The organism is Acinetobacter sp. V116_7 (assembly GCF_056735735.1).
The window spans coordinates 1-26,500 of record NZ_JBWZIF010000026.1; the positions used below are offsets into that span (position 1 = coordinate 1).

Annotated in this window: 24 protein-coding genes; 13 read left to right on the top strand and 11 right to left on the bottom strand. The window is 39.1% G+C overall.

The features are described 5' to 3' along the window. Positions 1-475: 475 nt before the first annotated feature. The 7 genes from AC1PJP_RS11105 to AC1PJP_RS11135 all read left to right on the top strand — a co-directional run bounded on the left by AC1PJP_RS11105 (position 476) and on the right by AC1PJP_RS11135 (position 5,419). Entirely contained in the window at positions 476-1,354 is an 879-nt protein-coding gene (locus AC1PJP_RS11105; protein WP_225995796.1) for an MlaA family lipoprotein, read from the top strand. 109 nt (positions 1,355-1,463) lie between these two features. Further along, the gene (gene gigA, locus AC1PJP_RS11110; RefSeq protein ID WP_192834179.1) at positions 1,464-2,432 is read left to right on the top strand and encodes an RsbU family protein phosphatase GigA; all 969 of its coding nucleotides are present in this window, start codon (positions 1,464-1,466) and stop codon (positions 2,430-2,432) included. A 102-nt stretch (positions 2,433-2,534) separates the two neighbouring features. Further along, the gene (gene gigB / locus AC1PJP_RS11115; RefSeq protein WP_002117273.1) at positions 2,535-3,056 is read left to right on the top strand and encodes an anti-anti-sigma factor GigB; all 522 of its coding nucleotides are present in this window, start codon (positions 2,535-2,537) and stop codon (positions 3,054-3,056) included. A gap of 26 nt (positions 3,057-3,082) precedes the next feature. Continuing rightward, complete coding sequence (locus AC1PJP_RS11120) at positions 3,083-3,907, top strand: carbon-nitrogen hydrolase family protein (RefSeq protein ID WP_013198911.1); 825 nt, start codon at positions 3,083-3,085, stop codon at positions 3,905-3,907. 14 nt (positions 3,908-3,921) lie between these two features. Continuing rightward, the gene (locus AC1PJP_RS11125) at positions 3,922-4,296 is read left to right on the top strand and encodes a DUF4951 domain-containing protein (protein ID WP_004794496.1); all 375 of its coding nucleotides are present in this window, start codon (positions 3,922-3,924) and stop codon (positions 4,294-4,296) included. Positions 4,297-4,461: 165 nt separating this feature from the next. Further along, complete coding sequence (locus AC1PJP_RS11130; RefSeq protein ID WP_479766983.1) at positions 4,462-4,899, top strand: MarR family winged helix-turn-helix transcriptional regulator; 438 nt, start codon at positions 4,462-4,464, stop codon at positions 4,897-4,899. A gap of 88 nt (positions 4,900-4,987) precedes the next feature. Then, the gene (locus AC1PJP_RS11135) at positions 4,988-5,419 is read left to right on the top strand and encodes an organic hydroperoxide resistance protein (RefSeq protein ID WP_202745097.1); all 432 of its coding nucleotides are present in this window, start codon (positions 4,988-4,990) and stop codon (positions 5,417-5,419) included. 57 nt (positions 5,420-5,476) lie between these two features. Here the strand turns inward: AC1PJP_RS11135 and gspE are convergent, their stop codons facing one another. Beyond that, positions 5,477-6,967 (bottom strand): type II secretion system ATPase GspE, encoded by a 1,491-nt coding sequence (gene gspE, locus AC1PJP_RS11140; RefSeq protein WP_049837851.1) that lies wholly within the window; start codon positions 6,965-6,967, stop codon positions 5,477-5,479. 96 nt (positions 6,968-7,063) lie between these two features. On the opposite strand from gspE, the gene AC1PJP_RS11145 reads away from it, so the two are divergent. Together AC1PJP_RS11145 and AC1PJP_RS11150 are read left to right on the top strand one after the other, a co-directional pair. Further along, a complete protein-coding gene (locus AC1PJP_RS11145; RefSeq protein WP_004794502.1) occupies positions 7,064-7,885 on the top strand; it encodes a hypothetical protein in 822 nt (273 codons plus the stop codon). Positions 7,886-7,894: 9 nt separating this feature from the next. Further along, on the top strand, positions 7,895-8,812 hold the full coding sequence (locus tag AC1PJP_RS11150; RefSeq protein ID WP_049837853.1) for a mechanosensitive ion channel family protein: 918 nt from the start codon (positions 7,895-7,897) through the stop codon (positions 8,810-8,812). Here the strand turns inward: AC1PJP_RS11150 and AC1PJP_RS11155 are convergent. Beyond that, entirely contained in the window at positions 8,802-11,606 is a 2,805-nt protein-coding gene (locus tag AC1PJP_RS11155) for a DUF2339 domain-containing protein (protein ID WP_479766984.1), read from the bottom strand. The genes AC1PJP_RS11150 and AC1PJP_RS11155 overlap by 11 nt on opposite strands. Positions 11,607-11,760: 154 nt before the next feature. Here AC1PJP_RS11155 and polA point away from each other — a divergent pair, with 154 nt between their 5' ends. Beyond that, positions 11,761-14,532, top strand: a complete 2,772-nt coding sequence (gene polA, locus AC1PJP_RS11160; RefSeq protein WP_479766985.1) for a DNA polymerase I — start codon at positions 11,761-11,763, stop codon at positions 14,530-14,532. 53 nt (positions 14,533-14,585) lie between these two features. On the opposite strand, the gene AC1PJP_RS11165 is transcribed toward polA, so the two are convergent. Genes AC1PJP_RS11165 through ppx form a run of 5 tightly spaced genes read right to left on the bottom strand, consistent with a single transcriptional unit; the run spans position 14,586 to position 19,685 of the window. After that, a complete protein-coding gene (locus AC1PJP_RS11165) occupies positions 14,586-15,155 on the bottom strand; it encodes a YggT family protein (protein WP_004794512.1) in 570 nt (189 codons plus the stop codon). Between the two features lie 21 nt (positions 15,156-15,176). Then, complete coding sequence (proC, locus tag AC1PJP_RS11170) at positions 15,177-16,013, bottom strand: pyrroline-5-carboxylate reductase (RefSeq protein ID WP_081399200.1); 837 nt, start codon at positions 16,011-16,013, stop codon at positions 15,177-15,179. Next, the gene (gene tilS / locus AC1PJP_RS11175) at positions 15,985-17,388 is read right to left on the bottom strand and encodes a tRNA lysidine(34) synthetase TilS (protein WP_192455099.1); all 1,404 of its coding nucleotides are present in this window, start codon (positions 17,386-17,388) and stop codon (positions 15,985-15,987) included. The genes proC and tilS overlap by 29 nt, the downstream gene beginning before the upstream one ends. Further along, a complete protein-coding gene (locus tag AC1PJP_RS11180; RefSeq protein ID WP_013198918.1) occupies positions 17,325-18,146 on the bottom strand; it encodes an acetyl-CoA carboxylase carboxyltransferase subunit alpha in 822 nt (273 codons plus the stop codon). Before AC1PJP_RS11180 ends, tilS begins: the two co-directional genes overlap by 64 nt. A gap of 18 nt (positions 18,147-18,164) precedes the next feature. Beyond that, the gene (gene ppx / locus AC1PJP_RS11185) at positions 18,165-19,685 is read right to left on the bottom strand and encodes an exopolyphosphatase (RefSeq protein ID WP_004794521.1); all 1,521 of its coding nucleotides are present in this window, start codon (positions 19,683-19,685) and stop codon (positions 18,165-18,167) included. A gap of 277 nt (positions 19,686-19,962) precedes the next feature. Between ppx and trxA the strand changes: the two genes are divergently transcribed. Then, positions 19,963-20,289, top strand: coding sequence for a thioredoxin (trxA, locus tag AC1PJP_RS11190; protein WP_003655060.1), 327 nt, complete (start codon positions 19,963-19,965; stop codon positions 20,287-20,289). A 322-nt stretch (positions 20,290-20,611) separates the two neighbouring features. Further along, the gene (gene rho, locus AC1PJP_RS11195) at positions 20,612-21,880 is read left to right on the top strand and encodes a transcription termination factor Rho (RefSeq protein ID WP_004794523.1); all 1,269 of its coding nucleotides are present in this window, start codon (positions 20,612-20,614) and stop codon (positions 21,878-21,880) included. Between the two features lie 164 nt (positions 21,881-22,044). On the opposite strand, the gene AC1PJP_RS11200 is transcribed toward rho, so the two are convergent. Further along, positions 22,045-22,197 carry a hypothetical protein gene (locus AC1PJP_RS11200; RefSeq protein WP_107880773.1) on the bottom strand — a complete coding sequence of 51 codons (153 nt, stop codon included), beginning with the start codon at positions 22,195-22,197 and terminating at the stop codon, positions 22,045-22,047. A gap of 94 nt (positions 22,198-22,291) precedes the next feature. On the opposite strand from AC1PJP_RS11200, the gene AC1PJP_RS11205 reads away from it, so the two are divergent. Continuing rightward, complete coding sequence (locus AC1PJP_RS11205; protein ID WP_479760634.1) at positions 22,292-22,534, top strand: hypothetical protein; 243 nt, start codon at positions 22,292-22,294, stop codon at positions 22,532-22,534. Between the two features lie 150 nt (positions 22,535-22,684). Here the strand turns inward: AC1PJP_RS11205 and AC1PJP_RS11210 are convergent, their stop codons facing one another. Genes AC1PJP_RS11210 through pheS form a run of 3 tightly spaced genes read right to left on the bottom strand, consistent with a single transcriptional unit; the run spans position 22,685 to position 26,372 of the window. Continuing rightward, complete coding sequence (locus tag AC1PJP_RS11210) at positions 22,685-22,981, bottom strand: integration host factor subunit alpha (protein WP_000126166.1); 297 nt, start codon at positions 22,979-22,981, stop codon at positions 22,685-22,687. Further along, on the bottom strand, positions 22,978-25,359 hold the full coding sequence (gene pheT, locus AC1PJP_RS11215) for a phenylalanine--tRNA ligase subunit beta (protein WP_479766986.1): 2,382 nt from the start codon (positions 25,357-25,359) through the stop codon (positions 22,978-22,980). Before pheT ends, AC1PJP_RS11210 begins: the two co-directional genes overlap by 4 nt. Before the next feature lie 32 nt (positions 25,360-25,391). Beyond that, the gene (gene pheS, locus AC1PJP_RS11220; RefSeq protein WP_004794529.1) at positions 25,392-26,372 is read right to left on the bottom strand and encodes a phenylalanine--tRNA ligase subunit alpha; all 981 of its coding nucleotides are present in this window, start codon (positions 26,370-26,372) and stop codon (positions 25,392-25,394) included. Positions 26,373-26,500: the final 128 nt, after the last annotated feature.

Consider the following 26,500-nt stretch of genomic DNA (forward strand, 5'->3'; position numbering starts at 1 on the left):
CAATCAATCAATGATAATATTTCGATCAATCAATCAGTAAAAATCCACACAAGTTGTTCTTCAATTCTCTTAATGATCTTCTTCCTGGTTCGTCACCAGCAAGCTAGGTCGGCTATATTACTCTTAATCTCTTAAAAGTCAACAGGTAATTTCGATATCTTTAAAACTTATTTTCAAAACCAACCTCTCATCAAATTCATCACTTAAAGCAACCAATCTAATTCCAAGTAACTGTTTTTCAACAAGTTCTTATCTGCATCACCGCCGATGGATGTGCATTATAGACCATTAAATTCCTTTAGCAACCCCTTTTTTAATTTAATATTATCACATGTTCGTTTTTTAGTCATTTTAGCATTTTATCTATATTATTTGATCAATTTTACCTTGATAATAGGTTATCAACTTTGTATTAAAACATATCTCCACCCAACTGCACATTAAGTATTAGCCTGGCTGGCGGTTAAGGAATTATATGAATTATTCTAATTTAATTTTACTAAGCGTGTTATCTGTAGGTGTTTGTACCTCTATATATGCTCAAGAAAACACGGTAAGTGAATCTACTAATGCGAGTTCATTAGAAGAAACAGGGCCAAACCATCCCCGTTCACAAATTATTAAAGATCTAAAAAATATTAAAGTTAAAGATTTAAAAATTAACGCAAATGCAGCTCAACCAGATCTTGTCAAAGATCCTTTGCAATCATTGAATCGTCCAATTTATTCTTTTAATGATATGTTGGATCGTAATTTTTTGCGTCCAGTTGCCGTTCAATATAGAGAAAAAACCCCAGAAGATGTACGTGGCTCTTATCGCCAATTCCGTAAAAATCTTGGTGAGCCATGGAATGCTGTCAATCAGCTTATTCAAGGCCGTCCTGGTCGTGCAGCAAAAACTTTAGGCCGATTTACAATTAACACCTTAACCACTCTAGGTTTGGCTGATCCTGCAAGTCGCTTAGGTTTACCAACTGAAGAAGAGAATTTTGGTGTAACTCTTGGCTACTATGGCGTTCCTTCTGGCCCATTCCTTATGTTGCCTTTTTTTGGTCCAAGCACCTTACGTGATGGTTTTGGTTTAGCAGTAGATGCTCAAGCTCGTCCACAAAAATACGTTATGGATGATCAAGAAGGTCTTTATTGGTCGAGTAATCTATTGCAAGCCGTGGATACACGTGCTCAATATCTAGACTTAGATCAAACCTTACAAGGTGATCAATACGCTATGATTCGAGATTTATACCTCCAGCGTAAAGCATTCCAAATTGCAGAGAAAAAGGGCGATTCTGCCGATGTGTCTTTCATTGATGATGACTCAGAAGATACACCAGATGAGAATCAAAACCCTTAACATGAAATAAAGGTGTTGCTTGGATTAAGAGTTCGGCAATACCTTGATTTTGATCATACATACTCTATGATGAATAAAGTGATCATATAAAAGGACTACCATATCTTCTATGTATTTTATTAAACCGACACGCTCTATTCCTTATTTAGAGCAAGCTTTGGATAAACTGCCAGGCTTACAAGTCATTAACATAGATGATTTAGATTTATATGATCCAACCATCATTGCAATTGCAGATGTACAAGATTTCCTGACTTATAAATGGAATTTGCCAACGGTCGTAATTGCTTTTGAACATGAAGGTACCGCTTTAGCGCATGCATGGGAAGCAGGTGCTCTTGCTGGCTGGGTGTGGAATCAATTACCTAGTGATTTAAATAAAGCCCTATCAAGAATTGATGCTCAATATAAGCGTAATCAAGATAGTCGTGATTTACCTTCGGCTGCTGAACTGCAAAAACGATTATTGCCTAATCCAATTGATCTATTAAATTATGAAGTCGAAACTTTCTTTCAGCCTTCAGCTTATCTTTCCGGTGATTGGTACGACTATTGGAAATTAAATGATAAAGAAGTTTTATTCTATCTTGCTGATGTTTCAGGTCATGGTGTAACCAGTAGTTTATTAACATCATGGATGGCAGCATTTCATGGTCGCTCTAAGACCCCAAGACAATTAATAAAAAAATTAAATGGGATGTTAGTTCAAGAGAATATCGAAAAGCACATTACGATTGTGGTGGGTATTTTAAACCTCGAAACACATACTCTTCGCTGGTCAAGTGCTGGGCACTATCCTCCTCCTATCATTTTTGAGCCTAATCAGGCACCGAAGATTCTAACAACGAGCAGTTTCCCACTAGGTTTAACTGATGAACTTGAAGTTGAAGAGCATACTTGTACATTAAATCGCCATGCTCGCTTCATTGTTTGCTCGGACGGAGCCCTCGAACCTTTTGATGGCGGTTTAAACGATCAGTTCCAACAATTGGTCCATCATTTGCAAAATCAATCATTTCAAGCACCCGATCATGTGGCCGACGATATTGCCATCTTCAGTCTTTGTCGAATGAATTAATTTACGAATCAATTAATTACATAATATACGACTTAAGGACTCTTGAGTCTGGGATGGCACTATGTGATAATTTTTCTATCCTTCTCTGAAAATGGCATTTATATGTCAACAGGTCATGTTGAATATGCAAGTTTAAATGGAACGCATATTTTCAAACTTATTGGTGAAGTGCGAGCCCATTCTTGTATAAGTCTAGACAAACTTTTAAACAGAATTGAACAGCAAGAGAATGTTGTAGGTGCAATCGTTGATTTAACCCAAACAACATTTATTGATAGTACTGTATTAGGCATCCTAGCTAAGCTGGGTTTAAAGCTTAAACAGACTCATCATATTCAAGCTGTGATGCTATCTACCAATCCAGATATCACAACCTTAGCCAACAGTATGGGGCTAGGGCAGGTTTTTGTCATTTTGAATTATTGTGGTGATCCTAACGTTTGCACATTAACGTTAACAGATGAACAAATCACTCATAATGCAATGCTAAGAACTGTTCTGGATGCACATAAGACATTGATGAAACTCAATGCAAACAATCAGAATATGTTTGAGCCACTTGTTAAGCAGTTACAGAAAGAACAAGATACTCTTGAACAGGTATCGGACAAGCAAAATGCCTGATTTTCAACACTAAGCCGGATTAGAATATGACCCTCGTTTCTGTTGCTCAAATGAACTCTCAAGATGATATTGAAAATAATTTTCAAGTCATTGAGTCTTTGATTCAACAGAGCAAGGCGCAAAATGCCAGTTTGATTGTTTTCCCCGAAAACTTTGTATGTTTTGCTGCTGGAAAACAACGTGAAACTGCTGAGCAATTTGAATCTATTCAACAAAGGCTTGAGAAACTCGCACATCAATATCAAATCTGGATTGTGGCTGGCACCTTACCTTGCCCATTCCGTCCAGATGGATCCACTATTCAAGATGGTCGCGTCCGAACTGTTAGCCTCTGCATTAGCCCTGAGCGTACAGAAGCGCGTTATGACAAGATCCATTTATTTGATGTACAAGTGGGTGATGCTGTCGGTGGTTATCAGGAGTCTCGTTTCTTTGAACCAGGAACAGACGTAGTAGTCACATCTACCCCTTTTGGCAATATTGGCTTAATGGTATGTTATGACTTGCGTTTTCCAGAGCTTGCTCTAACGCTAAGACAACAAGGCGCTCATATTCTTACTGCCCCTGCTGCATTTACCTATACAACTGGACAAATGCACTGGCAGCTTTTGTTACAAGCTCGGGCAATGGATAGCCAATGTTATGTTTTAGGTGCAGCACAACAGGGCTGGCATGGTGAAAAACGACAGACATGGGGACACTCTGGGGCAACTGATAGTCGTGGCCAAATTTTAAGTATGATTGGATATGAAGGAAATGGTTTAATTACTGTGCCCTTTGATCTAACGGCGCAAGATCTCGTCCGCTCTTCAATGCCTCTAATGACACACCGTAAATTAATTCACTATTAAAAGTTTAATTATTCATGTGGAAATACTTATTTAGCTTTTTTTGCTTGGGGGCAAATATTCATTGTTATGCTGAGTTTGGGACAACGAATCATTTCGTTTCACCAACGGCACAGCTCAAATCAGATATTCTTCCCTCCACTCCTAAAGATATTCCTTTGCCTGCATTTGGCCAGAGAATAATTGGATGGGGAACGGGTGCAGAAGGCGCAAGACAACGTTTAGAAAATATTCAGCCAGCAGATGTTTCTATGATTAAAAAACAAGGAACAACGCTTGAAATGATTACTGCATGGCAAGATTTTTATGAACAAGAGCAACAACGCAATGCAAATAATCCTACCGCCAAATATCGTGCGCGTTTAATGAAAAAAATTGCAGATCTGTGGTAGATAATTTTATCTAAAATATTTTTATGTTATGGAATAATTGGATTAATTATTCCATTTTTTATGTCTCTTAATTTACTTTATTCATAACCTATTCTGATGAACATTTAAGAAACTGAATAGAACGCGATATACTACAAAAGCAATATGAGTTTCTTTGAGGAATATATGGACCAAGACTGTCAAAACTTAAAGCTTGAGAATCAATTATGTTTCCTCATTTATTCAACAAATTTAGCGCTTAATCAACTCTACAGAAAACTTCTCGCGCCTTTGGGGCTTACCTACCCCCAATATTTAGTGATGTTAGTTTTATGGGAACAGGATGAAGTGACTGTTTCAGAAATTGGAGCTAAACTTTTTTTAGAATCATCCACCCTCACTCCTATCTTGAAAAAGTTAGAAGCGCTGCATTTGCTTCATCGTACCCGCTCAACTCAAGACGAGAGACAAGTGATTATTACACTTAGCAATGAAGGAAAAAAATTAAAAGATCAAGCATTGGATATTCCCGCAGGCGTACTAGAAGCAAGTTCATGTGACATGACAACACTATTAGGCTTGAAAGATCAACTTACCAAACTCCGTACAAACCTAGTTAAATAAACAGCAATTTTTTCAAAAAATATACTTGTCAAAATAATTAAGTCGTGTACGATATATTTGTATTCAATTTATTTTAGGAATAAAAACGATGTCATTAGAAAAAGTTGTTTATCGTGCAAAAGCTAAAGCAACCGGTGGTCGTGATGGCCGTGTAACTTCATCTGACGGTGTATTAGATGTACAACTTGGTGTACCTAAAGAAATGGGTGGCGCTGGTGGTGCCGTAACAAACCCTGAGCAATTATTTGCAGCTGGCTATTCAGCATGCTTTTTAGGAGCTTTAAAATTTGTTGCAAACCGCGATAAATTTAACATTAGTAAAGATGCTTACGTAGAAGGTGAAGTAGGTATTGGTCCAATTCCTACAGGTTTTAGCATCGAAGTAACTTTAAATGTTTACTTAGTGGGTATGGACCGTGAAGAAGCTGAAAAATTAGTTGCAGCAGCTCATATTGTTTGCCCATATTCAAATGCAACTCGCAACAATATTGATGTAACTTTTAATATTGTGACTGAATAAGTTTCGATATAAAAAAATGCCCGAATCATATCGGGCATTTTTATTACGTGTTACAGATTAGACTTCGCTTGCCTCATTGGTTACTCGAAGCACTTCTTCAAGTGTCGTTTTACCTGCGAGTACTTTGCGCAGACCATCATCACGAATTGAACCTGAATACTCACGAGCATGATTTTCTAATTCATATTCAGCCGCATTACCATGAATGAGACGACGCATCGGTTCATCAACTGGTACGATTTCATAAATGGCTGTACGTCCATTAAAGCCTAAATGTGAGCAATGATCGCAGCCTTTGGCTTCAGGTAACTGCAACAATGGTTCATTATGAATATGTTGAAAAACCTGTTTTTCAAAAGTATCAGCTTCACGCCATGTCATACAATGTGGACATAAGGTACGAACCAAACGTTGAGCAATCACCCCAATTAAAGAGCTTGATAATAAGAAGGGTTCAATCCCCATATCTTTAAGTCGAGTAACCGCGCCAATAGCTGTATTGGTATGTAGTGTCGATAAAACCAAATGTCCAGTTAACGATGCTTGTACTGCAATTTCAGCCGTTTCCAAATCACGAATCTCACCTACCATCACCACATCTGGATCTTGACGTAACATTGCTTTTAAAGCACGAGCAAACGTCATATCCACTTTGGTATTGACTTGTGTTTGACCAATGCCTTCAAGTTGATATTCAATCGGATCTTCGGCAGTTAAGATGTTGCGCGTATTATCATTTAGATCAGATAAGGCTGCATACAAAGTCGTTGTTTTCCCCGAACCTGTAGGCCCTGTGACTAAAATAATGCCATGAGGACGATGTACTAACTGAGTTAAACGCTCATAGTCATTTGCCATTAAGCCCAAGTGGATCATATTAAGTCGTCCAGCTTGTTTATCGAGCAAACGCATTACGACCCTTTCGCCATGTGAAGATGGTAAAGTCGAAACACGAACATCTACTTCTCGGCCAGCAAGGCGTAAAGAAATACGTCCATCTTGTGGCACTCGCTTTTCTGCAATATCGAGTTTTGCCATGACTTTAATACGTGAAACTAGCAACGGTGCCAACTCACGGCGCGGCTGTACAACTTCACGTAATTGACCATCTACACGTAATCGCACAGATAATTTCTTTTCGAAAGCTTCAATGTGAATATCAGAAGCCCCTACTCGAATTGCCTCTGAAAGTAGTGCATTAATCAGACGAACAATTGGAGCATCATCTTCCTGATCCATCAAATCTTCTGTCTCAGGAACCTGATCAGCCAAACTTAATAAATCAGGATGATCTTCTAAACCTGCTGCAACTTGTTGTGATTCCCCTGTATCGCCAGCATAGCTTGTACTTAAGAGCGTATTAAATTCTTGTTCAGTACATAATTGGAAGTGAGCTGGCTTACCTAGAATTCGTCTTGCTTCCTGCAATGCAATTTTTTCAGTATTTTGACGTCTAATAATAAATACTTGATCACCGTCATAACGAAATAAAACACCATGACGCTTGGCAAAACTATATGGAACTTGTATTTGTTTCAATATTTGCATCACAATTTATAATGATGAGTAAGATGATTTTGAGTGTACTCTAAGCAGATTACAGCGTGAAGTCTGTTTAACAACTCGGTAGAGGAATTTTACGTCTTGTTTGAAAATAATGAATATCAGCCTCGCCCCCAGAATTCCTTAAAATGGTGGGGAGAACAGCGCTTTGAAATTAATCAGTCTAAAGCATGGCAATTTGGTTCAATGCTTTTTCGTCTAACGCGCGGTATAAAAGAATGGCGTATCGAATATTATCGCCCATCTCTTCAAGATGATAATGAGCAAGATTGGCATCCAATTGCCGATCCGAATTTTGCCTTTCCGCATACTGTTCAAGTAGAACGCTACATGTTTCGGAAAACTAATCCAGAATTTTTACTTATGCCCCGTCTGGCAGACCGTTCTGTGGTCATTAAACCCGTTGATCCTATCTACATTCCAGCAGGTCAACGCGGAACTCTTTATATTAGTACACCCCTATGGATTGCAGGTTTAGTTGAAAGTCAGCATGAGCCTTTGTTTGAGATTCCTGTGATTCAACCTAAAGATACGTGGTTTGGTCCAAATGCCCAGCAAGGTGAAATTTGTTATGCCACGTCTGTAGATGGGCGTACCGATTTGAACCTGTTAACACCACGTGCTTTTCGTGCGGTTACACCAATTGATTTTCACAACACCAGTAATCATCAATTGCGTTTTGACCGCATGAACGTGCCCGTTACCGCTCTGCCTCTTTTTTATAGTGAAAGTACTGGCCGTTTATGGACTTCTCAAATTAAAGTTTATTATGAAGGTTCTGATCGTCCTGCACGAATTCGTATTGAAAACCGTACGCCTCCTCTTGCTGGTGAAGTGACCTATGTTCACCCACCACGTTCACCTGGTGGAGCATTATTCAATATGTTTGATTCATTCTTTTAAGAGGTTTATATGGCTGATACAAGTATTCCTAAGGATATCGCTGATAGCCTCACAAGCATATTTACCAATATCAATACCGAACGTATTAGTGAAATTTTAGTCGGTGTTGTGCTGTGTTTTATTGGTTTTGTTCTTGCCCGTATTATTTCAAATACATTTATTAGAACCATTGGCTCACGTTTTAATGCTCATCAACGCCTAGTGTGGCGTCGCGGTATTTTTTATTTTATTTTCTTACTTTTCATTATGACGAGTTTAAAAGAAGCTGGTTTTAAACTGAGTGTATTTCTTGGCGCGGCAGGGATTTTAACCGTAGCGCTCGGTTTTGCATCGCAAACATCAGCCAGTAACTTGATTAGTGGTTTATTTTTGATTGGTGAAGGTTCATTTGAAGTCGGTGATACGATCCAGATTACGCTGATTCGTGGAAATACAATTGAAGGTGAGGTGATCTCGATTGATTTGCTTTCGGTTAAGCTACTTACATTAGACAATGTCTATATTCGTTTGCCAAACGAACAACTCATTCGTGCTCCCGTGCACAACTTATCTAAATACCCAATACGGCGTATTCCAATTACGCTCGCAATCAACTTCCATGAAGACATTATTAAAGTTCGTGAGGTTCTACTGAATGTAGCAGCTCATTATCCTCTTGTATTAGATGATCCAAAGCCTGCTGTTACAGTGACCGCATTCAGAGAATCATCAATTGAGCTTTTATTTACAATGTGGTGTCGACAAGAGAACTCTTTAAAAGTTCGAGATGAGATGCAAGAACGAATTCGAAATGGATTTTTAGATAACCGAATTGAAATTCCTGTTCCTAAAATGGGTTTGATTGATCGACCATCTAGTGTTTTTGCTGAAGATGATATCGATCAATACAGTAATCAAAAAGAATTAAATCGAGAGCCTAAAGCTTAGGCTCTTCATTTTTCTGCACAGCGGATGATGGTGGTAATGGCGCAAGATAAGCAATAATCAACATTACCCCACCCGCGCCAATAAATGAAATGACTCGAGTTAAAGTCGCACTTTGCGATAGATCAAGCAAAATCAGTTTTAATACCACAATCCCTAAAAGCGCAGCACCTACAAACCATAATTGACGAATCATTTTTCGGCTAGAGAATGTAGTTAAAATGAATGCCAAAATAACCCAAAGCAATGTCAAACTTAATTGCACCAAGCCATTTGTCCAAATTGCAGTACTCCAGAGTGGTGTTGCCCAGTAATAGTGCAAGCCTCTGACCACCACACTACTGAATACTAACAACCCCACTAGAATTGTTGTAATTTTAAAAGTCCACTCCAGTGATTTATCTTGATCAAAAACATGCTGATAAATAATAAAGAGTAGACCAGCAAATACTGAAATTGAAAGGAAGTCAGTTAAGTTAATCAAAGGAACAAAGTAAAGGTACTCAGCAGAATGCCGGTCTACGCTCACTACCAGCAACCAAAGTAAGCTTAAACACCACACTGGAATTTGATGTAGCAATGTCGTTTTATGAGCCTTATATGTCCAAAGGGAATAAACCACAGGAACAAAAGCCAGAGCAACAAGTGGCATTTGTGGAAATATTGCCAAACCAACCGTTGCTAATGCCAACCAGCTCAAACCAGACCAGACCTTCAAAGATCCAAACTGACCTGATTGCGGTTGAGCCATAATGAATAAAGCACTAAGTAGCGTTGCTGCGATGAGGAAAGTACCCTGCTGTAATATACTCGGCCATTTAAACAGGCTGAATACTTGACTGGTAAAGGCCTCACCTAAAATTAACAACAATAATAGGCTAATTAAACTTAACTGTAAGCTCTGCCATTGGACTCTTAGTTTGTAGTGAACCACTACACTAAATATTGATAATAATAGTATCGCAATCATCAAATATGGGCTTGAGCCATGATGTTGCCATGTCAAAATTTCTATACCAGCGATAGCACCCGCATACATCCCTAAACACAAGAAAATGCCGCTAAACATGCTGGCGCTAAAATACTGTTGCTCTTTACTGTTGTATTGCAATAAATAATAGGCCGAAATGAATTGTGCAATTGCATAAATACTTGTGCTTAGAGTCGGGAACTCTGCATTCGCCCAAAATTGATAAAACAATGCAACCGAACTGAGTAAAACTAAAATTACACCAATATATCGGCTTAAACGGTACCGCTCAGTTACCCCCCATACAATAAGGGCCGTACCTTGAGCAACCCAACCAATCGCAGTCCAATGTGCCCCTTTCGCGAGTGGAAAAATTAAAGCAAAAAATGCAACGGCGAGGATGAAAAAGCTTTTAGCAAGAACTGAAAGTTGAGGATGGGACTTTTTGATCCAGAACGTTAATACCGCATAGGTACCAGCTAAAACAGCAGCACCAATCGTCAACGCTTGAGTAGACTCATGAACTAAATAGGCATGTAGCGTAAAGCCTAGTACAGGCACACTAAAAATAAGACCCACATCTAAGAGCGGAGGTAAACGAATGCCTTCTTGTTGTTCACGTGCTGAAACTCGAGATATATTTTGGCTATAACGGACACTAAGCCAAATAAACAGAGCTATATGTAGCCATAAAATCCAGTCTAATGTGTCAAATTTTGCTGGTTCTGCATAAAAACCTATCGCACTACCACCAATAAACATCGTGGCAAAGAAAGCAATCTGATTTAAGATTTTCCAAGGCTGAATAAAATTAACCGCAGCAACTGCTAAGTTAATTACCAAATAGTAGCTGAATAGGAAGACTACATCTGGACGATATTGTGGAATAACTAAAGGGGCTGCATAGGCCATGCCGAGTGCTAAAATTGCCAAATAAATAGCTTGTTGTTTTAAACTCAGGAATACCGTAATAGCCAATAAGATCGTAAACAGAATACTCGCTGTAGTTAGATTGACAATTACACCAAAATGATGCGAGAACACGAGTGTTAGGAATACGACAGCTAGTCCTACACCCTGCAATGCTACAGCAAAAAGCTGATTTTTCTTTTGCAAGCTATATCCAAATGCCGTTAATACACCTCCAGCAATTGCAATAAAACCAAGTTTTACACCTAAACTAAGTTGCCAGTGCTCGCTTGCGAAACGCAATAACAACACCACCCCAACCATCAACACAGCGACAGCAACTCTTAAAATTGGGTTGCCATGAACCATCCAGTCAACTGCTGGTTGCCACCATGTACTCTGTACTTGAGTTGGTTGTTCTGTGTGATTTAAAACTGATGTTTCAACAGGGATTAACGTGTCTGTACTATTGGAATCAACTTGTACTACCGCTGGAGTTATAATTTCTGTTTGTAGAGTTTCGTTTACATGAGCAGTTGGTTTTGCCGACTCGAGGTATAACAGTCGAGTATGAAACGCACTAATTGTTTGGACTAAACATAGCAATAAAATCAGTAATGCCCCACCAGCAATCCACATCCAGTGATTCATATAAGCAACTAATGCAACCAAAGCGGCCGCATAAATTACTATTGTTTGCGTATGAATAGAATAAAGTGGTTTTTTCTGCTGAGAAAACTGTTGTTCTAAATGAGTCAGACGCTGATGCAGATTTGATAATAGCTGAACCAGTACTACCACGAGTGCAATAGATAAAGCAGCAACAGCACTCTGAAATTTAAAACCAATTGAAATGGCTAAAAACAAAGTCAAAGCGATCAAAACAATGATCATTCCCTGTTTGTCTTTTTTATACATGGGCTTAGCAATATGACACCTTCATTACAGGTCATCTTACTTCAAGCCAATACAAGCGTATATTTATACATACAAAATACTGCAAAAATCATAAACCTGCATTCATAGTCGTTTTCACGTAAAATACCCGTAATTCAAATTAAGGAATTGTTCAATGCCACCATTTGTCTTGGTTGATGGGTCCTATTTTTTATTTCGTGCATATCATGCATTACCACCATTGACGACCTCTACAGGGTTACATACAAATGCAATACGTGGAGCAATTTCTGCGATTCAAAAACTTATGCGTCGTATGCAACCGACGCATATGGCCGTAATTTTTGATACGCCTGAGCCAACTTTCCGTCATAAGCTTTCACCTATTTATAAAGGTGATCGCCCAACCATGCCTGAAGAGTTATCTCAACAGATTCCATATTTACATGCATTGATTAAAGCTCAAGGTATTCCTTTATATAGTCTTCCAGGCGCTGAAGCTGATGATATTATCGGGACACTTGCTAAACGTGCCGTGCTTGAAGGCCATCATGTACTTATCTCAACTGGAGATAAAGACATGGCTCAGCTCGTCAATGACCATGTCAAACTTGAAGATAGCTTTAAAGATCGCGTAATGGACACCGATGGTGTATTTGAAAAATTTGGCGTTTGGCCAAATCAGATTATCGACTATTTAACGCTAATGGGTGATGCATCCGACGGTATTATGGGTGTTCCAGGCGTAGGTGCAAAAACAGCCGCTAAGTTACTGACCGAATATGGTACTTTAGAGAATATCATTGCCAATGCTGATCAACTTAAAGGCAAGATTAGCCAAAATATTAAAGATAATTTAGACAATATTAAGCTTGATCACCAGTTAGCTAGCATTGTCTGTGATCTTCCTTTAGAACTCGACTGGCATGAATTAAAGCTTACCGATCCAAATGTTGATGCCTTACGCAACTTATATACTGAGCTTGAGTTTAGAAATCAGTTACAGTCGCTTGATCATCCGAATAATCCCAACAGCTCTACTTATAAACAACAAGTTTCACAAGTAGTCGTTCAAGATGAAGTTAAACCAGCTGATTCTATAGAAACCGAAGATCAGGCAAGCTTAACCAGTCAAGATGACCAGCTTGGAACTGCAAATTATCACACTGTGTTAACTCAAGAAGCATGGGATCAGCTCTTGCAACACATGCAAAATGCTGATCATTTTGCCATTGATACAGAAACGACAAGCCTTGATTACCGTATTGCCGAAATGGTTGGTTTTTCAATCGCCTTTGATGCACAAGACGCTTATTATGTGCCTTTAGCGCATAATTATGAAAATGCACCACAGCAACTGGACCGTGAACAAATTCTGGCTCAAATTAAGCCTGTGCTAGAAAATGAAGCAGTTAAAAAAATTGGTCATCACCTTAAATATGATGCCCATATCTTTGCTAATCATGGCATAGAACTTAAAGGCTGGTATTTCGATAGCATGCTGGCATCTTATGTACTAAATGCAGCAGCAACTCGTCATGGCATGGATGATGTAGCTCGTGTCTACTTAAGTCACTTGACCACTACCTTTGAACAAATTGCTGGTAAGGGTGCAAAGCAGAAGACTTTTAATCAAATTGAGATTGAAGTTGCTGCTCACTATGCAGCAGAAGATGCACATGTGACCTATCGTTTGTATGAAGTACTTTCAAACAAACTTAAGCCATTTCCTGAGTTAGAAAATATTTTATATAACATCGAAATGCCGGTTGCCCGAATTTTGTCAGGCATGGAAGAAGATGGTATTCGTTTAGATCATGCTTTCTTAGATAAATTAAGTGTTGAGTTTGCAAAAACCATGGAAGGCCTTGAAAATCAGGCTATGGAAATTGCAGATGAAACTTTTAATATTGCTTCACCTAAGCAAGTAGGCGAAATCCTATTTGATAAATTAGGAATCAAAGGTGGTAAAAAAACTGCAACTGGACAATACAGCACCAGTGAAAGTGTTTTAGAAAAAATTGAACATCCTCTAGCGGAAATTATTCTAGAGCATCGTGGTTTAGCAAAACTAAAAAGTACCTATACGGATCGTCTAGTTGAGCAATCTCATAACGACACGCATCGTGTACATACGAGTTATCACCAAGCACTCACAGCAACAGGCCGCCTCTCCTCTTCTGATCCTAACTTACAAAATATTCCAATTCGTAGACAAATTGGCCGTCAAATTCGTAAGGCATTCATTGCACCAGAAGGACGAGTTTTACTAGCAGCCGATTACTCACAAATTGAACTTCGTTTAATGGCTCATTTTTCTCAAGATGATGCTTTAGTACATGCGTTCCAGCACGGACAAGATGTTCACCGCCGTACTGCTGCAGAAGTATTGGGTATTGCAATTGAAGATGTGACCAATGATCAACGTCGCCAAGCTAAGGCAGTAAACTTTGGTCTACTGTATGGTATGTCTGAGTTTGGTTTGATTCGTCAGTTAGGTTTCACACGTCAAGAATCGCAAAATTATATTAAGCAATATTTCCAACGCTATCCTGGCATCTATGAATATATGCAACGCACGCGTCAAGTTGCATCAGAGCAAGGCTTTGTTGAAACTATTTTAGGCCGTCGTCTTTATACACCAGATATTGATGCACGAAATGTGATGGTGCGTAAGGCTGCTGAACGTGCGGCGATCAATGCGCCTTTACAAGGTAGTGCAGCTGATATTATTAAAATTGCGATGATTGAAGTTGATAAAATCTTGCCAAAAGATCAAGCCAAGTTACTTCTTCAAGTACACGATGAATTAGTTTTTGAAGCCGATCAGAACATTGCTGAAGAACTTTCCAAACAAATCGCAAAAGTCATGGAATCTGTTGTAGAAATTTCCGTGCCTTTAGTGGTTGAAGTAGGACAAGGACAAAACTGGGATGACGCACATTAATTAATAGAAATAAAAAAGGGCTGTGAAATACAGCCCTTTTTTATTGAGTTAGCTTAAAGACCAGTTAAGAGAACTTTAGCAACTTCATTCATTAAAATTTCGGCAATATAAAGTGCCAAAAAAGCCAAAATTGGCGATAAGTCAATCATTCCCATATTAGGCAATAAACGACGGAATGGAGCGAGTAATGGTTCAGCCAAATCTTGAATCACCTCAATATAAGGTGAACGAGATTGAGTGAACATAACTACCCAACTCAAAATGATTGTTGCAAAAATTAAATAACGGCAGAAACGAATCAAGTCCTGAATCATAGTCACAAATGTCAGAATCACTAAATGAATCGGACTATTTGGCATAGAACCAGAAAGATACATCACACCGAAAATTTTCAGTAAATATAAAATAATTAAAAGAGCTAACGCAGCTAAATTAAACCGGCCTTTTGCGACCGTCGGAAAAATTCGGCCAAAAATATCAACAATTTTAGTCGCCTTTACGGTCGATAAAACCACAGGATTATAAGGACTTACTGCCGCCAATTGCATTAAAAAACGGAAAAAGACCAATAAAATCGCGACATTAATTAAAATTCCAAAAATTAGCGCAGAATTTGCACCCATAGTTGTCTTATCCTATTTAAGCTATTTCGCACTGTCACTCAATTCTTGAGCCAATTCTTGGCTACGCTTCTGTGCAGCAGCCAATGCAGATTGAATATTTTGGGAGATTTGTGCACGGTCAAAAACTTCAAGTGCAGCTTGTGTTGTACCATTTGGCGATGTCACATTCTTACGAAGTTCAGATGGAGTATTTGAACTAGTAATTGCCATTTGAGCTGCACCTAACGCCGTTTGAAGAGTTAACGCAGTTGCAACTTTTTCATCCAGTCCTAAATTTTTACCCGCACGGATCATACTTTCCATCAGATAGAAAAAATATGCAGGGCCTGAACCAGAAACTGCTGTTACCGCATCAATTTGAGCTTCGGAGTTTACCCAAATTGTTAAGCCTGTGGCCGCTAAAATCTGACTTGTTAATTCACGATCCGAAGTACCTACTACATCATTTGCATAGATACCGTGCGCGCCAGTTTGAACCAGAGCTGGTGTATTCGGCATAACGCGAACAATTCGATTGCTATCAATTAAGTTTGATATCGTTTGAATTTCAGCACCAGCAATAATTGAAATGACCAATTTATCTGATAAAAGACCTTTCAACGGACGTAACACAGTCGCCAAAACTTGCGGCTTTACCGCTAGTACGACAACATCAGCATTTTGAATTGCAGCCACGTTATCTTGTGTTACGTGGACTTCTTTCTCTTGTAATAATTGACGGATCTGCTCAACAGGATCTGAAACAGTAATACGTGTCGGTGGTAAACCTCTTGAAATGAGCCCGCCAATTAACGCTTGGGCCATATTACCGCCACCAATAAAACAGATATTACAATTTACTGCACTTGCCATAACCATATTCGCCATTTACCAGATTACAAGAATGAGAAATTAAATCCGGTTGCCATCCTCCTTGCTCACAATACGGAGACTGAGCCAACCAAAATCCTTTCGGTGTAAAAACCCCAAGCATAACATTATCTATGACTAATATTTGAATTGTATGACGAAGCCAAGGCAAAATATGTGCTTCTTGAATTGCTTTTTTTAATGGCCATTGCCCAACACGACCATATAAATGGACTTTTTCTCCACCTTGACGTCGAATTATTGTCAATTTTTTATTTAATAAAGATGGACTCAAACCGATATTTTTTTGTGTGATCTGAAAATTTCCTGAAGCGTAATGCACTATTTCCCCCATTTGGAAATGATGCTCTGACTCAGCTTCAACTGGGTTTAATTTTTCAGCAAGAAAAACTTGCTTACTCAATCTATAAAGATGGTGTTGATAACGGACATAGTAAAACTGATTCCAGTGTAATGCTGCTTGTGCATCGGACTTTGAATCAATCACTTCATTTTTTAAACGCTCAACCATTTCAAATGCAGGTCGATATTGCCCATCACCTTTCATCCAAACCGAAAATAATTGACGTTGACGGGCAACTGATAAATCTAAAAGTTTAGTTAAGTCTAAACACTCAGCAGTACCACAATGTTTTAAATCAGCTTTCAAAACTTCTTCTAAAATTTCAGAAGCATCTTGCATGAGATAACTGGTTCGGCTCAGTGCTTGCTGCATTTTAGGAAATCTGTTTTGTAAAAATGGCCAAAGTTCCTCACGCGACCACGCCCGATCATAATGAATATCGTAATTTGTCGGGTCATTTACATACTCAATTTCAAGTTGAGTAGTCCAATCAGTAATTTGCTCACGAGATAAATCTAAAAAAGGACGCCAAATCGTCATGTCTACACGGTAATCAATGGACTGCATTGCAGCTAATCCATCAACACCTGCGCCCGATAATAAACGTAGTATGAGCGTTTCAGCCTGATCTTGCTGATGATGAGCAAGTACTAAAGTTTCATTCGATTGCAAATGCTGTCGATAAGCTTGATAACGTGCCTGACGTGCTTGAGCTTCCAAATTACCATTGGTAACCTGAACTTTTTGAATAATAAAAGGAATATCTAAATGAGTAGCCTGTTCAGCGACTAGTTTCCCCCACTCTGCACTTTGTGATTGCAGCTGATGGTCGATATAGATTACTCGGATCTTTTGAGGGAAAATTTGAGACATCAAATGTAGCAGCAGCATAGAATCCATGCCGCCACTACATCCAATAAGAAAAGAACTATTTTCTGAAAATAGTTGAGCCTGCTTTAAGACATTATGCCTAAATTTGCGCTGCCAAACTTCATTAAACGTTGATAACGTGCTTCGCATCGTTCATTTGCTTCCAGTGGTAGCAATTCATCCAAAGCTTGCTTCAGAACTACTTTTAGGTTTTGCATGACTTGCTCAGGGTCTAAATGTGCCCCCTCGCCTTCATCTACTACATATTCAACAATACCTAGAGATTGTAATTTGTCTGCTGTCAAACCTAAAGCTTCGCTCGCTTGAGCCGCTTTTTCAGCAGTTTTCCATAAAATAGATGCGCAGCCTTCTGGTGAAATCACAGAATAAATACTGTGCGATAACATAATAACTCTGTCAGCAACACCAATACCTAAAGCACCACCAGAACCACCTTCACCCAGTACTGTTGCAACAACAGGAACTTTCAAGCTTGAAAGTTGAGCAAGACTCGTTGCAATTGCTTCGGCTTGTCCACGCTCTTCAGCACCAACACCTGGGTAAGCACCCATCGTATCAATAAACGTGAAGACCGGAAGATTAAAACGCTCAGCCATATCTAATAGGCGTTGAGATTTACGGTAACCTTCAGGGTTAGCCATACCGAAGTTATGCTTTAATTTTTCACGGGTACTACGACCACGGTGTTGTCCAATGACCATCACAGGTTGACCGTCAAAACGAGCAAGACCACCTACCATCGCACCATCGTCACCAAACAAACGATCACCATGCAAGGCGTCAAACTCTGTAAAGATTTCACCGACATAATCTAGAAACTGCGGACGTTCAGGATGACGTGCAATTTGAACCGTTGTCCAAGCTTTGGACTGAGTAGATTTTTTCATAGGTCGAATATTATCCCTTTAATCGATAAATTTTTCCGACTGAATATTCAATTCAATGTCCCAATGCTTAAACTGCTCTTGCTCATCGTGCAAGTCGGCAACTAACAATGGCCATTGTTTGGCATCACCAGAAACACTAAGCTGCCATTGTTGATCATTTATGATGGTCAGTTCAATGGCAGGAAGCATCTGATCACTTCGACTATGGTTGAGTAAAACTGCTAGGCGAAGTAATAAACTTAAGTAAAGTAATTTATGACCACCAGCCTTCAAAATTTCGTTTTTTACATCATTTCGCAATTTACGACGATGGTGAGCAACTAAATGTGAAAGATGATTTTGATCAATTTGCGAGAAACCTGGAATATCTGAGTGCTGTAATAAATAAGCACCGTGGCGATGATAACCACCGTGACTAATTGCTAAACCAATTTCATGCAAATAGGCAGCTCGACGCAGTAAGTCACTGTCTTCACTCGTTAAATTAAGAGATTTCGCAACACCATCAAATAATTGTTGTGCTGTATTTACAACTCGTTCTGCTTGCTTTGGATCTGCGTTATAACGCCCCATTAAGGCCTGTACACTACGATCACGGATATCTTCATGTTTAAATCGACCTAACAGGTCATACATCACACCTTCGCGTAATGCACCATCAGAATATGCCAAACGATCAATTTCTAAAACTTCAAAAACTGCGTACAAAATTGCCAATCCGGCTGGCAAAACTGCTCGTCGATCTTCTCTTAAGCCTTCAAAATCAATTTCAGAAACATTTTTAAACTTAAGTAATTTATCTTTAAGTTTATATAGTCCTTCTCGAGTGACATTTTCTTGTTCATCACTTAAGCCCATATTGACCATAATTTGGCGACAGGCCTTAATCGTTCCACTCGAACCAACGACTGTATCCCACCCTTCCATTTTATAAGTCGTTGCAATAGCAGAAAGTTCTTTACGAGCAGCAACTACGGCCTTATCAAATGCTTTTTGTGTGATTTCGCCATCAGAAAAATAGGCCGTTGTATAAGCCACACAACCCATTTGTAATGACTCGGTGTAAATAGGTTCAAACTCTTCACCGATAATGAATTCGGTAGAACCACCACCAATATCAACAACTAAGCGACGCCCACCATTGGCCATGGTATGCGATACACCTAAATAGATCAGACGGGCTTCTTCTCGTCCTGCAATAATTTCAATAGGTTTAGGTAAAATTTCTGCAGCTTTTTGAATAAATTCATGACCATTTTTTGCCTGACGCAAGGCATTCGTAGCCACGATTCGTAAACGATTAGGCTGAACAGAGCTCAATCTTCCAACAAAACGGGCTAGACACGCTAAACCACGTTGCTGCGCGGCTTCTGTTAAATTTTTATTTTCATCTAAACCAGCTGCAAGCTGTACTTTTTCTGACATCGAAGCAACTTTTTTAACTTCGCCATGATCTACCCGTGCAATTGCAAGGTGAAAGCTGTTCGACCCCATATCTATGGCGGCAAGTAATTCTTCATCAATCAGAAAGTCAGACATTATTGAACTAAACCCATAACAATTCACGCCTAGAGTAATTCACAAGAATGCAATTGAAAAGCCATTTTCATCAACAATTAATAGCCATCGATATTTTTCTATTTGTTAAACGATTGTACAAGCCGATGATGAATATCGTGAGCATCCATTAGACAAATTGAGTTAAGCCTTGAATAATAGCATCAAACCCTTACATTGAACTAAGTAGCTATGTAATACTGATAGAGATAATTTCTCCTGTAGTAATAGCACTTTTTCTAAAAATTGGAGCCGTACCATGTCTGCGACTATTGTAAATACAACTGATGATAACTTCCAAGCAGATGTTCTAGACGCTGAAACACCTGTGCTTGTTGACTTCTGGGCAGGTTGGTGTGCACCTTGTAAAGCAATTGCACCTGTTCTTGAAGACCTATCAAGTGAATATGCTGGTAAAGTAAAAATTGTTAAAGTTGATGTAACTTCTTGCGAAGATATTGCGGTGAAATACAATATCCGTAATATTCCTGCTTTATTACTTTTCAAAAATGGTGAAGTTGTAGCTCAACAAATTGGTGCTGTACCTCGCTCTAAACTTGTTAGCTTTATTGATGAAAATGTTTAAGTCAAAATGCTAAGAATGAAAATACGCTATACTTTTTTATAGCGTATTTTTTTCGGCTATAAATTGACAAATTAACTAAGCTGGCTTATATTGCATGCTCAAGAGGCACTGAAGGGAATCATCTTCGTCCGGCTTCTTACAAGACACAAACATAAAGATCGCCACTCGGCAACAGAAATTGTTTTTTCACATTTTTCTTCGAAACAATCAATCAGACTTCTGAATTGTTATTGTGTAAATACAATTGCGATAATCTTTTTTGTATGCGAGCGATTTTTCTTCTTTTTAAACCACACTCTACTCTTTCCTAATTCTGACCCTTATGAATTTAACTGAACTCAAGAAAAAACCAATTGGTGAATTAATTAAAATTGCTGAATTTATGGGCCTGGAAGGTATGGCTCGTAACCGAAAGCAAGATATTATCTTTGCCATTTTGAAACGCCATGCAATGAATGGCGAAGAAATTTTTGGTGATGGCGTTCTTGAAATTCTCTCTGATGGTTTTGGTTTTTTGCGCTCTGCGGCAGGTTCATATTTAGCAGGTCCGGATGATATTTATGTGAGTCCTTCACAAATCCGACGCTTTAACTTGCGTACAGGTGATACCATCACAGGTACTATTCGCCCTCCAAAAGAAGGTGAGCGTTATTTCGCGTTGCTCAAAGTTAACCAGATTAACTACGACACGCCAGAAAATTCTCGAAATAAAATTTTATTTGAAAACTTAACCCCCCTTTTCCCAACTGAACAATTGGTTATGGAACTCGGTAATGGTACGACAGAAGATTTAACTGCTCGTGTTGTTGACTTAGTTGCGCCAATTGGTAAAGGACAACGTTCTATTATTGTTGCACCGCCAAAAGCGGGTAAAACGATGTTACTCCAAAATATTGCTCAATCGATTGTTAGAAACAATCCAGAAGTATTCCTGATTGTTCTATTAATTGACGAGCGTCCAGAAGAAGTAACTGAAATGGAACGTACTGTTCGCGGTGAAGTCATTGCTTCAACATTCGACGAAGCTCCTGCTCGCCACGTACAAGTTGCAGAAATGGTAATTGAAAAAGCAAAACGTCTTGTTGAACATAAAAAAGACGTTGTGATTCTTCTTGACTCTATTACCCGCCTTGCTCGTGCTTACAACACCGTTATCCCGTCATCAGGTAAAGTATTAACTGGTGGTGTAGATGCTCATGCATTAGAGCGCCCTAAACGTTTCTTCGGTGCTGCACGTAATATTGAAGAAGGTGGATCTCTTACGATCATTTCAACTGCTTTGATTGAAACAGGCAGTAAAATGGATGACGTAATTTATGAAGAATTCAAAGGTACAGGTAACCAAGAGATTACACTTGATCGCCGTATTGCTGAAAAACGCGTCTTCCCTGCTATGAATATTAAGAAATCTGGCACTCGTCGTGAAGAGCGTTTAATGGATGATGATAACTTACGTAAAGTATGGATCCTCCGTAAGCTTCTACATCCTATGGATGAATTGGCGGCAATGGAATTCTTACTTGATCGTATGAAAGAAACCAAAACAAATGATGATTTCTTCGATCAGATGAAGCGTAAAGCTTCAACTTAATCGATTAATCTTCAATAAAAAGCCACTCTTTTGAGTGGCTTTTTATTTGGTTGACAAGCTTTACACAAAAATACATTTTGCGGTTTTTTATGTAATTTTACTTATAAGCTTTTGATAATAATTATTTTTGAATTAAAAAAAATAAGTTTTTTAGTAGTTTACCTCTACCTTTTCCAATACACTCGAGCCGATTGATTGTTTTTTTCTGTTAAAAAACAGACTGTTTTTCTGTTTTTCATACATTTTTTTGACAGACGACAGTAGTATTTCAGCATTTGCAGTGATAGCATAGCGGCAGACCAGTTAGACTGCTCCATGCGTTGTTACCTAGCTACGTTTTAGGAATAATAAAAGCAAAACAGTCCAACTTAGGTTTTTTTAATCTCAAATCTTTTTTGTGAGAGTGATGCCATGTTATTCAAAAAATTTGCTGCCGTTGCTGCTGTAGCTGCTACTTTAGCTTTCGTTGGTTGTTCTAAGAAAGAAGAAGCTCCTGCTGCTGCTGCTTCTGAAGCTGTAGCTGCTGCTTCTGAAGCTACTACTGCTGCTTCTGAAGCTGCTGTAGCTGTTGATGCTGCTGCTTCTGAAACTGCTGCTGCTGCTTCTGACGTTGCTGCTGCTGCTTCTGACGCTGCTGCTTCTGCTGCACACTAATCTATATATTAGGTTAGAAAAAAGAGGACATTATGTCCTCTTTTTTACGCCTAAATTTTATATTCCAAAAATCATTTCGCTTAAACTATCTAGATAAATTGATATCACATCGTAGTTGAATAAAGCTATCTAAATATAAAAAAAAGCAGATCAATCGATCTGCTCATTTCCAACGCGTTGTCTAAACTTTTGACCTGCTCTAAAAGTCACAACCCTACGTGCTGAAATTGGAATTTCTTCACCTGTTTTAGGATTACGTCCTGGACGTTCGCGTTTATCTCTTAACTCAAAATTACCAAAACCAGAAAGCTTAACCTGCTCTCCTGCAATAAGTGCTTGGCTAATTTCGTCGAAGAACAACTCGACCATTTGTTTTGCTTCACGGCGATTTAAGCTGGTTAACTCACTTAAATGATCAGCCATGTCTGCTTTAGTTAATGCTGTCATGAGGCCCTCAATGTCGCTTGATAAGTGTTTTCTAACACTTGGATTATATTGTCCATACCAGATTTAATTTCAGCATCTTCAAGCGTACGTGAAGGATGTTGCCACAAAAGTGCAAACGCTAATGAGCGCTTACCATCTTCGACACCCTGCCCCGTATACACATCGAATAACCATGTAGAGTCTAAAAGCTCTCCACCAGTTTGTTCGATTAACTGCTGAATATCTCTAACATTTATATTATCAGAGATTAAAAGCGCAATATCACGTCTAACCGAAGGAAAACGTGATAATTCTGTAAAATTAGATACATAAGATTGCAAAACAGCTGTTTGATCAAGTTCAGCTACCCACGTCGTGCTTAAATCAAGCTCATTTTCTAGAGAGGGATGCAAGCGACCTAAATAACCAATGGATTTACCATCAACTAAAATCTCAGCTGATTGTCCTGGGTGTAACCAAGCACGCTCAGAACGTACATATTCAGCCTTAACACGACCAGCAGCTAAAACTTCCTCCACCTCACCTTTAAAATCAAAGAAATCCATTGGTTGAGGCTTTACATGCCATGATTCTGGTTCTTGCGAGCCCACTGCAACCAGAGCCAACGTAGGAGTCTGTTTTAAATCTTCAATGCTCTTAGCATTTTGATAATCAAAACGCAGTCCGAACTCAAAGAAACGAACACGACTTTGTTGACGGTTGAGATTATATTGTACGCAAGGAATTAAGCTAGAAAGTAAAGTACTACGCATTGCAGCCAAATCACTTGAAATTGGATTTGCTAGCATGAGTGGCTGAACTTCTGGATTTAATTGCTTTTCAAGTTTTGCATCAGCAAAGCTAAAGCTAATTGCTTCTTGATAACCTAAAGTCACGATCGTTTGACGCAGCTCAGCGAGTTCAAAACGATCTTGATATTTAGCAAATTTAACATCCATGCTTGGTAAGCTGATCTGGATATTGTCATAACCATCAATACGCGCTACTTCTTCAATTAAGTCTTGATAAATAGCCATGTCATAGCGATGTGATGGTGGTACTACACTCCATTCACTCTCAGCCTTAACTGTTACCTTACACCCTAGTCGAGTTAAAGCATCCGCAATAAACTCACCCGCAACTTGATATCCCAATAATTGGTCTACCTGAGCTTGTTTCAGTTCAATTGCTTCACGCTTAGGAAGTAGATCAGTTTTTTCAGCTACAGTAATTGGACCAAACTCGCCACCTGCTAACTCTTGAATAAGTTGAGAAGCACGATTCATTGCAATTAAAGGTAATTCGAAATCTACACCGCGTTCATAACGCTGCGAAGAGTCAGTATGTAAACCAAAACGACGAGCACGACCAGCAATCGCAAGTGGTGCAAAGAAAGCACTTTCTAGGAAAATATCAGTCGTATCATCAGTTACACTTGATGCTAAACCACCCATAATTCCAGCAATTGCCAGAGCTTTTTGATCATCAGCAATCACCATTATATCTTCTTGCAACTCAACTTCTTGATCATTCAGAAGTTGTAATTTTTCTTGTTGTGTTGCTTGACGAACATGTACAGTTCCTTCGATTTTAGATAAATCGAAGGCATGCATTGGTTGACCCAATTCCATTAAGACATAGTTGGTCACATCAACCAAAATACTATGTGTACGAATTCCTGAACGTGATAAAGCCTGTTCCATCCACTCAGGAGTCACAGCTTTTACATTAACGTTTTTAACTACACGCCCTAGATAACGCGGAGCACCTTCAGTACTGATAACTACTTTTTTCTCATCAGCAATGGTGGCATCAACCGAGTTAATTACAGGCTCATTCATTTGTAGCTTATTAATAACTGCAATTTCACGCGCAATACCACGAATACTAAAACAGTCACCACGGTTTGGCGTAATGCTGATATCAATGACATTATCATCAAGTTTGAGGTATTCACGGATATTTACTCCTACTGGAGCATCAGCTGGCAATTCGAGCAAACCATCGATTTTATCTTCAAGATCGATCTCAGAAGCACCACAAAGCATGCCTTGTGACTCAACTCCTCGAAGTTTACCTTTTTTGATTTTAAAATCACCAGGTAAAACTGCACCAATGGTTGCAACTGGAGCTTTCATTCCAGCACGAACGTTTGGTGCACCACATACAATTTGTAAAGGCTCACCTGAACCAATATTTACTGTTGTAACACGTAGACGGTCTGCATCAGGGTGCTGCTCAACAGTGAGCACTTCACCAATTACAACGCCGGTAAATGGTTTAGCCACAGGTGCCAATTCATCAACTTCAAGACCAAGCATCGTCAACTGATCAGACAATGTATCACTATCAATTGCTGGATTAACCCATGTACGTAGCCAATTTTCGCTAATCTTCATCTTTATAAACCTTTTTTAATCCTGAAAAATTGTTAGGCAAATTGGCGTAAGAAACGCACATCATTTTGATAGAACATACGCAAGTCATTAATGCCATAACGCAACATAGCAAAGCGCTCTACCCCTAAACCAAAAGCAAAGCCTTTGTATTTATCAGGATCAATACCCGCGGCACTTAATACATTTGGATGCACCATGCCACAGCCTAAAACCTCTAACCAACGGCCACGTTCATCCATAATATCTACCTCTGCACTTGGCTCAGTAAACGGGAAATATGATGGACGGAAACGTACCTTTAAATCTTTTTCAAAAAACTCATTTAGCAGGTTAATGAGTAAACCTTTTAATTCAGCAAAACTGGTGTTCTCAGCAACGTATAAACCTTCGATCTGATGGAACATTGGTGAATGCGTTTGATCTGAGTCACAACGATAAACACGGCCTGGACATACGATACGAATTGGTGGCTCACTTGTTTCCATTGTACGAATCTGTACACCAGACGTGTGCGTACGCAGTAAATGAGTGGCATCAAAATAGAAAGTATCGTGCATAGCACGCGCTGGATGGTGACCAGGAATATTTAATGCTTCAAAATTGTGATAGTCATCTTCAACTTCTGGACCAGTCGCAACTGTAAAACCAGCTTTAGTGAAAAACTGACAAATTCTTTCTTGTACTTGAGTAACAGGGTGAACTGTACCAACGCGTTGACCGCGGCCCGGCAAAGTAATATCAATCGTTTCGCTTGCTAGCTTTTGCTCAAGTGCTGCCTGTTGTAATGCCGCTTGACGTTCTGTTAAAGCAGTATTAATTGTTTCTCGAACAGCATGAATCGCAGCACCTTGTACTTTGCGTTCTTCAGGGTCCATTTTCCCTAATGCTTTCGATTGTTCTGCAAGCTGGCTTTTTTTCCCTGTAAATTGCACACGCACCTGATCAAGTGCAACAAGGTCTTGAGCTGCTGCAATGGCAGCAAGCGCTTCTGTGGTCAGGGCTTCCAGTGACATATTAACTCTCAAAGCAACAAATTAAAAAATATAATAAAACACTGCATTCTAACAGTTTTTCATCAGATTGATGAAGTTTATCCATCATGAAAAATGTATTAGGCAACAAAAAGATAAAACGTATAAGA

Excerpts from the sequence above, each read along its gene's own strand:
- AC1PJP_RS11105 (WP_225995796.1), top strand. The coding sequence starts at position 476 with ATGAATTATTCTAATTTAATTTTACTAAGCGTGTTATCTGTAGGTGTT.
- gigA (WP_192834179.1), top strand. The coding sequence starts at position 1,464 with ATGTATTTTATTAAACCGACACGCTCTATTCCTTATTTAGAGCAAGCT.
- gigB (WP_002117273.1), top strand. The coding sequence starts at position 2,535 with ATGTCAACAGGTCATGTTGAATATGCAAGTTTAAATGGAACGCATATT.
- AC1PJP_RS11120 (WP_013198911.1), top strand. The coding sequence starts at position 3,083 with ATGACCCTCGTTTCTGTTGCTCAAATGAACTCTCAAGATGATATTGAA.
- AC1PJP_RS11125 (WP_004794496.1), top strand. The coding sequence starts at position 3,922 with ATGTGGAAATACTTATTTAGCTTTTTTTGCTTGGGGGCAAATATTCAT.
- AC1PJP_RS11130 (WP_479766983.1), top strand. The coding sequence starts at position 4,462 with ATGGACCAAGACTGTCAAAACTTAAAGCTTGAGAATCAATTATGTTTC.
- AC1PJP_RS11135 (WP_202745097.1), top strand. The coding sequence starts at position 4,988 with ATGTCATTAGAAAAAGTTGTTTATCGTGCAAAAGCTAAAGCAACCGGT.
- gspE (WP_049837851.1), bottom strand. The coding sequence starts at position 6,967 with ATGCAAATATTGAAACAAATACAAGTTCCATATAGTTTTGCCAAGCGT.
- AC1PJP_RS11150 (WP_049837853.1), top strand. The coding sequence starts at position 7,895 with ATGGCTGATACAAGTATTCCTAAGGATATCGCTGATAGCCTCACAAGC.
- AC1PJP_RS11155 (WP_479766984.1), bottom strand. The coding sequence starts at position 11,606 with ATGTATAAAAAAGACAAACAGGGAATGATCATTGTTTTGATCGCTTTG.
- polA (WP_479766985.1), top strand. The coding sequence starts at position 11,761 with ATGCCACCATTTGTCTTGGTTGATGGGTCCTATTTTTTATTTCGTGCA.
- AC1PJP_RS11165 (WP_004794512.1), bottom strand. The coding sequence starts at position 15,155 with ATGGGTGCAAATTCTGCGCTAATTTTTGGAATTTTAATTAATGTCGCG.
- proC (WP_081399200.1), bottom strand. The coding sequence starts at position 16,013 with ATGGTTATGGCAAGTGCAGTAAATTGTAATATCTGTTTTATTGGTGGC.
- tilS (WP_192455099.1), bottom strand. The coding sequence starts at position 17,388 with ATGCGAAGCACGTTATCAACGTTTAATGAAGTTTGGCAGCGCAAATTT.
- AC1PJP_RS11180 (WP_013198918.1), bottom strand. The coding sequence starts at position 18,146 with ATGAAAAAATCTACTCAGTCCAAAGCTTGGACAACGGTTCAAATTGCA.
- ppx (WP_004794521.1), bottom strand. The coding sequence starts at position 19,685 with ATGTCTGACTTTCTGATTGATGAAGAATTACTTGCCGCCATAGATATG.
- trxA (WP_003655060.1), top strand. The coding sequence starts at position 19,963 with ATGTCTGCGACTATTGTAAATACAACTGATGATAACTTCCAAGCAGAT.
- rho (WP_004794523.1), top strand. The coding sequence starts at position 20,612 with ATGAATTTAACTGAACTCAAGAAAAAACCAATTGGTGAATTAATTAAA.
- AC1PJP_RS11200 (WP_107880773.1), bottom strand. The coding sequence starts at position 22,197 with ATGGAGCAGTCTAACTGGTCTGCCGCTATGCTATCACTGCAAATGCTG.
- AC1PJP_RS11205 (WP_479760634.1), top strand. The coding sequence starts at position 22,292 with ATGTTATTCAAAAAATTTGCTGCCGTTGCTGCTGTAGCTGCTACTTTA.
- AC1PJP_RS11210 (WP_000126166.1), bottom strand. The coding sequence starts at position 22,981 with ATGACAGCATTAACTAAAGCAGACATGGCTGATCATTTAAGTGAGTTA.
- pheT (WP_479766986.1), bottom strand. The coding sequence starts at position 25,359 with ATGAAGATTAGCGAAAATTGGCTACGTACATGGGTTAATCCAGCAATT.
- pheS (WP_004794529.1), bottom strand. The coding sequence starts at position 26,372 with ATGTCACTGGAAGCCCTGACCACAGAAGCGCTTGCTGCCATTGCAGCA.